Raw genomic sequence first — 12363 nt, forward strand, 5'->3', positions numbered from 1 at the left:
CAGAAGGGCTTTGACAGCTGTCAAAACCTTTGTCACCTCACACCTTTTTATTTTAAGGTGTCGGCTAAGACAGTCCACCGGACTGTCTTACTACCCCAGCAAGGGTGACTAGCTGTCTGCTGTGCCACATCTGGCGCAAAGATAGCAGACACCTACTGCGACATCAGTCACTTTAGTGACTTGATGTCATTGCTCCTTGCCTTGGCTATTTTTGATTTTTATTGAGTATTATTGAGACTTGTATTGCCCTGGGCAAGGAAAAATAGGTGGGCTCTGTCTGGGCCAAGCTGGGCAGAAGCAAACTAGTACTTGCCATTTGTCCTACTAGCAAGGATGGGGACCCTCGACTTGCTAGAGAACGTGACCCAGGGGCTATTTTATACGAATTCTACTTAAAGAAGGTTAAAAAGTGTGGTAGAATAAGGGAAATTGTCAAGAGGAAAGGAGATACTTAATCTGATGACAAAGAAATTTCTACTGGCTATAGCCTTGTTTCTGTCGCTCTTGGTCTTGGCTCCTAAGACTTATGCAGACGAGGTTGACTATAAAATCAGCCGTTATGACGGCCTCTTGGAAATTCAGAAGGATAATACAGCAACCTTTACGCAAACGATAACCTATGATTTTGACTCTAGTTACAATGGTCAATATGTCAGCTTAGGTCATGCTGGCCAGATGCCTAGGGAGTTTTCAATTGATGAAAAGCAGGTAGGGGCTGAAGTCACCAAAAACAATGGTTCGATCTTTAGTCCAAAGACTAGCTTAGAAAAGATAAACGATGGTTATCGTCTTAAAATTTACAATGGTGGTCAGGATGGGGATCGTGTCAAGGTCAAGGTGACCTGGCATCTCAAGCATCTCCTGCGCCTCCACCAGGATATTGCTGAACTGAACTGGAAACCTATCACCGACTGGGATGTTCCCCTACACCATGTCAGTTTTCAGGTGAAGGCTCCTCAAACTAAGCAGACAGATCTTTTTGCCCATCTAGGGTATTTACAGCCTAAGCCAACCATTTCTAAAGACGAAGTTGGCTATAAGGTTAGCGCCGATTATATCGGTCAGGGTCAGCCTTTTGAGTTGCATGCTTATTGGGATGTGGCTGGTTTTACAGGAGCTAAGGATGACCAGAAGAAGGCTTTGGCTAGCTTCCAAGCTACTGAAGTTAGGATTAAGCAAAAGACTAAGGGCTATCAAAAGGTTTTCTATTTTATCATTCCGCTTTCTCTGACCCTTTTGCTCCTCCTTGGCCTCCTAATTTTTACCTATTATAAGTGGTCAATTCGTCCTAAAAAAAGTGGTTTAAAGTGGCTCTATGAAGCACCAGATGATTGGTCACCCCAGCTGGTTGCCTCAGTCGTCTATAGTACGGATTGGTCTGAGGTAAATCCTACTATTACGGGTAGTAGGGGAAGGCTGAAATTTGAAAATATGGTACAAGCCAGTCTGCTGGATTTAATTGATCGTGGCCATTTGGAGGTTGAGTACTTTGAAGGTGAGCCATGGCTTCGCCATGTCCATTCTGAACATTTATCATCTGCTGAACGAACTTTCTTAGAAATGGCTATGGGAGCTCATATAGGTGATAAACTGGCGATGGCTGATTTATTCCCTGCTTATCGAGTTGATAAAAAAATTAGTGTCAAAAATGGCTATAGTGTTGAAGAGGTCAATCGCTATGGTCGTCGAATGACTTCTACCTTCAAAAGAGATTTAGCGGAATTGACCCGAGCTGTAGTAGAGGATAAGGAGGCCTTAGGCCTAGATGACTACTATAGGCCCTTAAGCTCTGGTGAAAATGGGCGACGCTCTCTAAGTTTCATCCTTCTATCTTTAGCCATGTTTAGCTCCTTTGTTTCTCTTGTTTATGCTGGAAGTACAGGCTTATTGACTAGCTTAAATTGGCTTATGATTTTGGGGTATCTTGCTCTGTTTCTACTGACCCTTGCCTTTATAATTGCCTTCTCTCTAGTTAGTTGGTTTGATAAGCAGGATGGAACTCCACGAAAAGAAGTAGAAAGTGATTATCAGGCTTGGCAGGCCTTCCATCGGATGATTAAGGACATCAAACGCTTTGACAAGGCTCAGTTAGAGTCCATTGTCGTTTGGAATCGAATCCTCGTTTACGCAACGCTTTTTGGCTATGCTAAGCAGGTTGAAAAGGTGCTTAGACTCTACGATATTGAGCTTCCTCATCAAGTTAATCAATATTTAAACGGCAACCTTTTCTCCTATCTCTACCTTTCCTCCCAAAACTTTGCTAACTTTGGCCATCAGGCCCAAGCTGCTCAGAGTTTTCACGTTTCCTCAGGAGGCGGTTTCTCTGGTGGTGGTGGCTTCTCCGGTGGCGGAGGAGGCGGTGGGGGCGGAGCCTTCTAACCATCCATACACTACAGGACCTTTGAATTATAGAGTCGGCCCCAGTGGCTGGCTCTTTTTGGTAACTAGCCAATGCTCCTCAAAGAAAGACTCACAAAATCTATTGGCAAAAGTAAGCCCCTTTCCCCAGCGATTTTCTCTTCAAGAGCCATTTTAAAAGCTTCTGTTTTTTGCTATAATGAGGCTAATTGATTTTTAAAACAGGAGATATTATGCTAGTTATCGAATTGATTAAGGCCGTTTTTCTGGGGATTGTCGAAGGAATCACCGAATGGTTACCCATTTCCAGTACGGGTCACCTAATTTTGGTCCAGGAATTTGTCAAGCTCAACCAAGGCCATGCCTTCAATGAGCTCTTCAACATCGTTATCCAGCTGGGAGCTATCTTGGCCGTTATGGTTATCTACTTTGAACGCCTCAATCCCTTCCAAAAAGGCAAGACGACCAAGGAGGTTCGCCTGACCTGGCAGCTCTGGATGAAGGTGGTGATTGCCTGCATCCCGTCTGCCATCATTGGTCTGCTCTTGGACGATTGGATGGATGCCCATTTTAGCAATTTTACCAGCGTGGCAACCATGCTTATTGTTTATGGGATTGCCTTTATCTGGATTGAGCGTCGCAACCGCAATGTGGAGCCCCAGGTGACTGATTTGGCTCGAATGCATTACAAGACGGCCCTCTATATCGGGCTTTTCCAGGTTCTCAGTATTATTCCTGGGACCAGTCGGTCTGGGGCGACGATTTTAGGGGCCATTCTGGTTGGTACCAGTCGGAGTGTAGCAGCGGATTTCACCTTCTTCCTAGGGATTCCCACTATGTTTGGCTATAGCGGCCTCAAGTTTGTCAAGTTTCTCCTAGAGGGCCATCACTTGACTTTTGCCCAGTGGCTGGTACTTCTGGTGGCTTCCATGGTGGCCTTTGCGGTCAGCATGGTCGTAATCAAGTTCTTGACCAACTTTGTCAAGAAGCACGATTTTACAGTATTTGGTTGGTATCGCATTGTTCTAGGGATTGTCCTACTTCTGTACGCAGCGGCAAGGGTTTTGCCGGCCTAAAGCATAAGTTAAAGACTGGAAGGAAACTTTTGGTCTTTTTGTTTTATACGTAATCTTCCAAGATTACACGTTCTTGTGGGTGAGGGCAAAGCCATCATAGGCGTTTGTCCCAGATGAAAGGAATTGACTTGTGTAATTGGCTTGGAAAGCCTAATCTAAATCGCTATTGTTATTGTTCAACCCTCTTGTTTCGTTGAACTTTTGGGCCTTTTCTTGTATAATGTAGTAACTACTCGTGCGAGGTAAAAAAGATGGAAATGAAACAGATAAATGAGTTAACCCTCAAGATTTCCGTAAGTCTTGAAGATTTGGACTCATACGGCATGGAACTAAAAGATTTCCTCATGCCTCAAGAAAAGACAGAAGAATTTTTCTATACGATTTTGGATGAATTGGATATTCCTGATAGCTTCAAATCAACAGGGATGCTGAGCTTTCGAGTGACTCCCCGCAAGGATCGGGTTGATGTCTTTGTGACTAAGTCTGAACTCGGGGACAATTTGGATTTTGAGCAGCTGGCTCAAGATATGGGCGACCTGTCAGAAATGAATCCTGAGGATTTCTTCAAAAATCTGGAAAAGAATATGATGGCTCATGGCGATACAGAAGCCCATGAGAAATTGAAAAATTTGGAAGCCATGCTAGATGATGCCATCAGTGAATTTGCTCCTAATGACCAGCCAGATACAGTCAGCTCAGAAGATGACACAGACAGTCAGCCTTTTAAATTTAAGGAAGAAGACCTGATTCCTGTGACCAGCTATACTCACTATGTAGCGGATTTTCCGGATTTGCGCTCGGCAATTGTAGCTGCCAAGGCTTTAGCGGTGCCAACAGAAGCCTCGGAGCTTTTTAAATCTGAAGAAGGTTACCATATGGCGGTGCTCTTTAATATTGAAGATGAGGACAAGCTCAGAGCTAAGCAACTGCAGGCTCATCTCTTAGAATATGGGGACCCTGCTAAGCATACGAGGGCCTATCTCTTGGAGCATGCCGTTAAACTGTTAGACCATACAGCGCTGAAGCAGTTGAGACGGATAGATTTGGTGTAGGGAATGATTAGTCAGTTTCGCTTACAATATATTCTCGTCTTGATTGGGGTCTTTCTGATTCCTTTAGTTCTGACACCCTTGGTGCGCTTTCTTGCCTTTCGGATTGGAGCAGTTGATAATCCTAATGCTAGGCGGGTTAATAAGGTTCCCATGCCTTCAAGTGGGGGCCTAGGAATCTTAATTGCCTTTTTAGTGGGAACGCTGATTTTGATGCCCATCATCACAGAGAAAAATCATTATTTCATGTCCTACTTTGACTATATTCTGCCTGTAGCTATGGGCGGTTTAATTGCCTCCATGACGGGCTTTGTTGATGATGTTATAGAGCTTAAACCGAGAACCAAAATGCTGGGGATTATCCTTGGGGCTATAGTGGTCTGGGCCTTTACCGACTATCGTTTTGATAGTTTCAAGATTCCCTTTGGGGGTCCCATGCTTTATTTTGGGCCGGTTCTGAGTTTCTTTCTCACGGTCCTCTGGATTGTCGCTATCACCAACGCCATCAATCTCATTGATGGTCTGGATGGTTTAGTCTGTGGTGTTTCTCTCATCAGTTTGACCACCATGGGCTTGATTTCCTATTTCTTCCTTTTTGATAGTAACATCTATACCACGCTGACCATCTTTCTCTTAATTGCTGCTATTGTTGGCTTCTTTCCTTATAATTACAATCCCGCCATTATTTATTTGGGTGATACCGGAGCCCTCTTCATTGGCTTTATGATTGGGGTGCTGTCTCTTCAAGGGTTGAAAAATTCAACGGCGGTAGCGGTTATTACACCGGTTATTATTCTGGGGGTGCCTATTTTGGACACCTTTGTGGCCATTATTCGTCGGAAATTATCTGGTCGCCCTGCCACCGAGGCTGACAAGATGCACCTGCACCACCGTCTCTTAGCTATGGGCTTCACCCATCGGGGAGCCGTCTTGGTGGTCTATGGGATCGCCATGGTTTTCTCTTTGACCTCCCTGCTTTTAAATGTTTCCAGTCGTCTTGGGGGTGTCCTCCTCATGATTGGTCTCCTCTTTACGGCAGAAGTCCTGATTGAAGGCCTGCAGATTTGGGGCGTGGGCCGAACCCCCCTCTTTGATTGCCTTAAATTTATTGGGAATAGTTCTTATCGCCAGGCTGTTCTGGAGAGGTGGAAGCAAAAGCGTAAAAAGTAGTTCAAATCCGTTCCTAGTGGGCGGATTTTTGTTATAATGAGAGGGTATTGAGCCACAAGGATTGAGCGTGAAAGGCTTGGTATGCCTTCAAAGCTAGACTTTGGAAATCTGAGTTTTATACTCAATGAAAATCGAAATTAGCCGAGGAAGGGAGCAATGACATCAAGTCACTAAAGTAACTGATGTCGCAGTAGGTGTCTGCTATCTTTGCGCCACTTTGTGGCACAGCAGACAGCTAGTCACCCTTGCTGGGGTAGTAAGACAGTCCGGTGGACTGTCTTAGCCGACACTTTAAAATAAAAAGGTGTGAGGTGACGAAGGTTTTGACAGCTGTCAAAGCCCTTCTGTCTTACTCCCAAACGGCAATCTCCATAGCGATTGCCTAGCTTCCTTACTAACCTCACAAAGTTGGTGAAATCGACCAACTTTGCTCCGCATCGCACGAACTGCAGACAGCTCAAAAGGTCTGGGAGACCTTTTGAGGTTGGAAATAGTGAAAGCTTTGCTTTCCTCAGTAAGTAGTTAACGATGCGACACGAGGTAGAAACTGTCGTTACCACAGTTTCCACAGAGTTAGCCAGGGGTATAGAGAACTACAATCGTAGTTTTCGTAGTCACTCTAATGAGAAATAATAGAGTGACTTTATCCGTGGGATAGTTTTGATTTTCGAAGAGTATTAGCTGTCTTGGTTTGAGGATGCTGATAGCTCTCTGTAGAGCTGTCGGGATTTGTTTTTTCTTGTGGCCCTTAAGATTGTTAGTGAGCTTCTTTTTGAAGCTGTTTTTATAGATGGAGGAGGAATAGTTTGTCTGTACTCGAAATTAAAGATTTGCACGTGTCTATTGAGGGCAAGGAAATTCTCAAGGGTTTAAATTTAACCCTTAAAACAGGTGAGGTTGCAGCTATCATGGGGCCAAATGGGACTGGGAAATCGACCCTGTCTGCAGCCATCATGGGCAATCCCAACTATGAGGTGACTCAGGGGCAAATCCTCTTTGATGGTCAAGACATCCTTGAGTTGGCGACCGATGAACGGGCTCGCTTGGGACTTTTCTTGGCCATGCAATATCCTGCCGAAATTCCAGGAATTACCAATGCCGAGTTTATCCGTGCAGCTATGAATGCTGGGAAGGAAGACGATGAGAAGGTTTCGATTCGCCAGTTCATTACGAAGCTGGATGAAAAAATGGAGCTTTTAGGAATGAAGGAAGAGATGGCAGAGCGCTACCTCAATGAAGGTTTCTCCGGTGGTGAGAAGAAGCGCAATGAAATTCTTCAGCTCCTCATGTTGGAGCCTAAGTTTGCCCTTCTTGACGAAATTGACTCAGGTCTTGACATTGATGCCCTCAAGGTCGTGTCCAAGGGGGTTAATGCCATGCGGGGTGAGGGCTTCGGTGCCATGATTATCACCCACTACCAACGCCTGCTCAACTATATCAAACCTGATGTGGTTCATATTATGATGGATGGTCGCATTGTCATGACAGGAGATGCCCAATTGGCAGCCCGTCTGGAAAAAGAAGGTTATGCTCAGCTGGCTGAAGAACTGGGTATTGACTATCAAGAAGAAGTCTAATGATGGCAAGGGTGAAAAGCAGGGCAAGTATGCGAGCAGTGAGAGAAGACCGACTTTTGGTTCTGCTTTTTCCAAACTTGAAGCCTAATAACTATTACTCAAAATAGTTGACTAGAAATGGAGTAAACATCATTATGACAAAAGAAGCAATTATAAATTTTTCTCAGCTCAAGGCTGAACCAGCTTGGCTTCAAGAGCGTCGTCTGGCAGCCTTTGAACAAATTGACCATTTGGAGCTACCTCGAATCGAAAAGGTTCGTTTTAACCGTTGGAATTTAGGAGATGGTAGTCTGGCTGAAAACGAGCCTAGTGCCAATGTTCCTGATTTTACGGCCCTGAGCCAAAATCCTAAGCTAGTTCAAGTCGGCACACAGACCCTTCTGGAACAATTGAGTCCTGACCTGCTTGAAAAGGGTGTAGTCTTTAGTGATTTTGCTAGCGCTCTGGAAACTATTCCAGAGGTTCTGGAGGCTAATTTTGGTAAAGCCCTTCCTTTTGATGAAGATAAGTTAGCGGCCTACCACTATGCTTATTTCAACAGTAGTGCGGTTCTCTATGTTCCTGATAATCTTGAGATGGACCAGCCTCTGGAAGGCCTTTTCTACCAGGATAGTGATTCGGATGTCCCCTTCAATAAGCATATTTTAATCATTGCTGGTCGCAACAGTAAGTTTAGCTATCTGGAACGCTTCGAGTCCATCGGTAGTGGATCTGCCAAGGCGACAGCCAATATCAGCGTAGAAGTTATTGCTGGCGCTGGCAGTCAGGTTAAATTCTCAGCCATTGACCGCCTGGGTCAAAACCTGACCACCTACATGAGCCGTCGCGGTCGACTTGAGCGTGATGCCAGCATTGATTGGGCTCTGGGAGTCATGAATGAAGGCAATGTAATCGGCGACTTTGACAGCGACCTGATTGGTGACGGTAGTCATGCAGACCTCAAGGTGGTGGCTGCTTCTAGTGGTCGTCAGGTGCAAGGGATTGATACTCGTGTGACCAACTATGGTCGCAATTCGGTCGGTCATATCCTCCAACACGGGGTTATCCTGGAAAAAGGAACCCTGACCTTCAATGGTATCGGCCATATTGTCAAGGGGGCTAAGGGTGCCGATGCCCAACAGGAAAGTCGGGTCCTCATGCTCTCAGACAAGGCACGTTCGGATGCCAACCCTATCCTTTTGATTGACGAAAATGATGTCACCGCAGGTCACGCTGCTTCTATCGGCCAGATTGACCCTGATGACATGTATTATCTGATGAGTCGGGGTCTCAAGCATGATGAGGCAGAACGGTTGGTTATTCTTGGTTTCTTGGGAGCGGTTATCACAGAAATTCCAAGCAAGGATGTGCGTGATGAAATGATTGCCGTCCTTGATAGTAAATTAGATCAAGGCTAACTGGATTCAAGGAGGTTGTCCTTGCTAGATACAAAAACACTTAGAAAAGATTTTAAAATTTTAAATCAGCTGGTTAATGATGAACCCCTAGTTTACTTAGATAATGCTGCCACCACGCAAAAACCTCAAGCTGTCCTTGAGGTTTTGCGTGCTTATTACGAGACTGACAATGCCAATGTTCACCGCGGTGTTCATACTCTGGCGGAGCGGGCAACACAAGCCTACGAGGCTAGCCGAGAAAAGGCCAGGGCCTTTATCAATGCTCGCTCAAGCAAGGAAGTCCTCTTTACCAGAGGGACGACCACAGGCCTCAACTGGGTGGCGAATTTTGCTAAAGAGGTTCTGCAACCTGGTGATCAGGTTTTGATTTCCATTATGGAACACCATTCCAATATCATTCCCTGGCAGGAAGCCTGTCGAGCGACGGGGGCTGAGCTGGTCTACGCCTATCTCAAGGATGGTCAGCTGGACCTAGACGACCTCAAGGCCAAATTGACTGAGAAGACCAAGTTTGTCAGCCTGGCTCAGGCTTCCAATGTTCTGGGTTGCCTCAATCCAATCAAGGAAATTACTAGCCTGGCCCACCAGGTCGGGGCCTACCTGGTGGTTGACGGCGCCCAGTCGGCTCCCCATATGCCGATTGATGTACAGGATTTGGATTGCGATTTCTTTGCTTTTTCAGGTCACAAGATGCTGGGGCCAACTGGTATCGGAGTTCTCTACGGTAAGGAAGAAGTTCTTAATCGGATGTCGCCTGTTGAATTCGGTGGTGAAATGATTGATTTCGTCTATGAGCAAGAGGCTAATTGGAAGGAGCTTCCCTGGAAATTTGAAGCGGGTACCCCTAACATTGCTGGGGCCATTGCCCTAGGTGCGGCTCTGGATTATCTGGATGAAATTGGCCTGGCGGAAATTCACAACCACGAGCAAGAGCTAGTGTCTTATGTCCTGCCCAAATTACAAGCCATTGAAGGCCTGGCGGTCTATGGACCTAAGAATCCTGACCAGCACACAGGGGTCGTTGCCTTTAATCTAGAGGGAGTTCACCCCCATGACTTGGCGACCGCCCTAGATTATGAAGGGGTAGCTGTTCGGGCAGGTCATCATTGTGCCCAGCCCCTGATTAACCATCTGGGCATTCATTCGGCGGCAAGGGCCAGTTTTTATCTCTATAATGATAAGGAAGATTGTGATAAATTGGTCGAAGCAATCCTAGCAGCAAAGGAGTTTTTCCATGGCACTCTCTAGTTTGAATAATCTCTATAAAATGGTGATTGCTGAGCATTCGCAAAGTCCTCATCACCATGGTTTTCTTGAAGGGGTGGAACAGCTCCAACTCAACAATCCCACCTGTGGGGATGTCATCAATTTGTCTGTCAAATTTGATGGCGATGTCATTGAGGATATTGCTTTTGCTGGCGATGGTTGCACCATTTCAACGGCTTCTTCTAGCATGATGACCGATGCCGTTATCGGTAAGACCAAACAAGAGGCCCTGCATCTAGCAGAAATTTTCTCTGAGATGGTTCAAGGTCAAAAAGATGACCAGCAAAAAGATCTGGGGGAAGCCGAACTCATGGCTGGCGTCGCCAAATTTCCCCAACGCATCAAATGTGCTACTCTCTCTTGGAATGCCCTGAAAAAAGCCATTGAGCGAGATAGCCAAAGATAACCTTATTCAAGGTAGGTAATATAGTTGAGAAAGGATCTCGTCGGATCCTTTTTCTTATCCTTTTACGAATAAATAGGTAAGACTTATTCGTGAAAGGAGTTGTTCATCTTGAAAAAAGAGAAATTTTTATCTCTAACCCTCCTCTTTCTTCTGTCGGGTTCTTACCTAGCGCCAGGAGTAGCTCTGACAGAAACTGTCAGCAAATCCGCCCGAAAACCTAGAGAAGAACAGGGAGAATCAAGAAGTAGTCAGGCGGATGAAGAGGATTCAGCAAAGGCAGGGGAAAAATCGGCAGACCAGGATGACAAAAGCAAAAAAGAAAAGAGTGGCCCAGCATCCTCTCAGGATTCTCAAGAAAGGACTTCTGATCAGAATCATAAGGAGGATCAGTCAGTAGATTCTAGGGAAACTGAAACTGATAGACCCTCAAATAAGGTTGACGATTCCCAAGAGGAACCTAGTGACGGCCAGCCACAGAGCCATCAAGAAGTAGGCAATCCAACTAAAGAGCCCTCAACTAAGCAAAATCAGAAAGAAATGCCAGATGATTATTCGGCTGATAAGCAAGAAAGTCCGACTGCTCAAGAACCTAACCCCAATCAGCCTAAAGAGTCGGCACCCGCTGAACAGCCAGCAAAAACGGAATATTCAGGAACAGGGCTTTCTGACCAGAAGCTCCCCAAGTCTTCGCTCCCAGCTTTTGACCAGCAGTCAAGTTCAGTAGCATCTGACCAATCTTCTATTTTGGTCAGTCCTTTTTTCGATGCCTATTGGTTGAGTCAGCCTCAAGAGACCTCTTTTAGCCATGAGGACCAGGAAACCAAGGTGCCTCTGACCTACACCACCTACGTTGACCATTGGTCTGGACAGGATGCCTACACCCACAACCTTCTTTCTCACCGTTACGGTATTAAGGCGGAACAGTTGGATGGTTACTTAAACTCCTTGGGTCTAGCCTATGATTCCCACCGTATCAATGGTAAGCTCCTGCTTCAATGGGAGAAGGAGACTGGCCTTGATGTTCGGGCCATTATTGCCATAGCCCTTCATGAAAGCTCCCTAGGAACGGCAGGAGTAGCAAGCCTGCCAGGTTCCAATATGTTTGGTTATGGAGCCTTTGACAATAATCCAGCCAATGCCAGTCATTTCAATGATGATCAAGCTATTTCTAAAATGGTTGGTCAGACCCTGATTCAAAATAAAAATTGGACCTTCAAAATTCAGGATGACAAGGCCCTAAAGTATGCCCAAGGAAGGCTGGATGTCTTTCGAGAGGGAGGTGTCTATTTTACTGATGTCTCAGGGACTGGCAAACGGCGGGCCCAAACCATGCAGGATATTGATACTTGGATTGATCAGCATGGTGGAACCCCAAAAATCCCAGAAAAACTTAGGCACTTGAATGCGCCAGCTCAGGTGGATTTGCCAGTAGGCTATCAGCTGTCTCGTCCCATGAACCCGCAGACCTATCTTGCTAGTTCCTACCCTTGGGGTCAATGCACCTGGTATGTCTATAATCGGGCTCATGAATTAGGTTACGACTTTGATCCCTACATGGGCAATGGTGGCGACTGGCAGTTTAAGTCAGGCTACGACCTCAGCCACCAGGCTAAGGAGGGCTATGCTATTTCTTTTGCGCCAGGTCAGGCCGGTGCTGATCCAGATTATGGCCATGTGGCTATCGTTGAGCAGGTCAAAAAGGACGGGTCTATTTTGATTTCTGAAGCCAATGCTCTAGGGCCTGGTGTCATTTCCTATCGAACCTTTTCGGCAGAACAAGCCGCTGAGTTAACCTATGTGATTGGTAAAAGACCTTCCTGATTATCTCTAAACTAGGAGTTCTCCCTTGGACCTGGTCAACTTTAGCTTTAGACGCTTTCATTAGGGCACCTCTAAATACTTAATAAAATTGCGATTTTGTCGTTACAATTGTTGCTAAATCAACACTTTAATTTAAAAGTTTGGGGTTTTTAGAGGTGCCCATTAGTATTTCTCCCCTGCCCGTGCTATAATGGTTGAAAACTTAGAGTTAGGGACAAAAGTCCTTAACCCCTTACGTTTTTA

The 12363-nt window shown here is 45.6% G+C and carries 9 protein-coding genes; all 9 read left to right on the plus strand.

The window, feature by feature from the left end; genetic code table 11:
- The first annotated feature begins 459 nt into the window (after positions 1-459).
- Positions 460-2379 (plus strand): DUF2207 domain-containing protein, encoded by a 1920-nt coding sequence (locus DYE66_RS03030; RefSeq protein ID WP_115324896.1) that lies wholly within the window; start codon positions 460-462, stop codon positions 2377-2379.
- Between the two features lie 212 nt (positions 2380-2591).
- The gene (locus DYE66_RS03035) at positions 2592-3434 is read left to right on the plus strand and encodes an undecaprenyl-diphosphate phosphatase (RefSeq protein WP_002999109.1); all 843 of its coding nucleotides are present in this window, start codon (positions 2592-2594) and stop codon (positions 3432-3434) included.
- A 251-nt stretch (positions 3435-3685) separates the two neighbouring features.
- Entirely contained in the window at positions 3686-4486 is an 801-nt protein-coding gene (locus DYE66_RS03040) for an adaptor protein MecA (protein WP_002999097.1), read from the plus strand.
- Between the two features lie 3 nt (positions 4487-4489).
- Positions 4490-5653 (plus strand): glycosyltransferase family 4 protein, encoded by a 1164-nt coding sequence (locus tag DYE66_RS03045; RefSeq protein WP_002999179.1) that lies wholly within the window; start codon positions 4490-4492, stop codon positions 5651-5653.
- Between the two features lie 806 nt (positions 5654-6459).
- Complete coding sequence (gene sufC, locus DYE66_RS03050) at positions 6460-7230, plus strand: Fe-S cluster assembly ATPase SufC (protein WP_002999103.1); 771 nt, start codon at positions 6460-6462, stop codon at positions 7228-7230.
- A gap of 134 nt (positions 7231-7364) precedes the next feature.
- Positions 7365-8627 carry a Fe-S cluster assembly protein SufD gene (gene sufD / locus DYE66_RS03055; RefSeq protein ID WP_002999188.1) on the plus strand — a complete coding sequence of 421 codons (1263 nt, stop codon included), beginning with the start codon at positions 7365-7367 and terminating at the stop codon, positions 8625-8627.
- A gap of 21 nt (positions 8628-8648) precedes the next feature.
- Positions 8649-9875 (plus strand): cysteine desulfurase, encoded by a 1227-nt coding sequence (locus DYE66_RS03060; RefSeq protein ID WP_002999142.1) that lies wholly within the window; start codon positions 8649-8651, stop codon positions 9873-9875.
- Positions 9862-10299, plus strand: a complete 438-nt coding sequence (gene sufU / locus DYE66_RS03065; protein ID WP_002999093.1) for a Fe-S cluster assembly sulfur transfer protein SufU — start codon at positions 9862-9864, stop codon at positions 10297-10299. The genes DYE66_RS03060 and sufU overlap by 14 nt, the downstream gene beginning before the upstream one ends.
- Positions 10300-10407: 108 nt before the next feature.
- Positions 10408-12120 (plus strand): CHAP domain-containing protein, encoded by a 1713-nt coding sequence (locus tag DYE66_RS03070; protein WP_002999161.1) that lies wholly within the window; start codon positions 10408-10410, stop codon positions 12118-12120.
- Positions 12121-12363 lie beyond the last annotated feature (243 nt).

Origin of the sequence: Streptococcus downei MFe28, from assembly GCF_900459175.1 — a bacterium.
In the GTDB taxonomy this organism is placed as follows: Bacteria; Bacillota; Bacilli; order Lactobacillales; family Streptococcaceae; genus Streptococcus; species Streptococcus downei.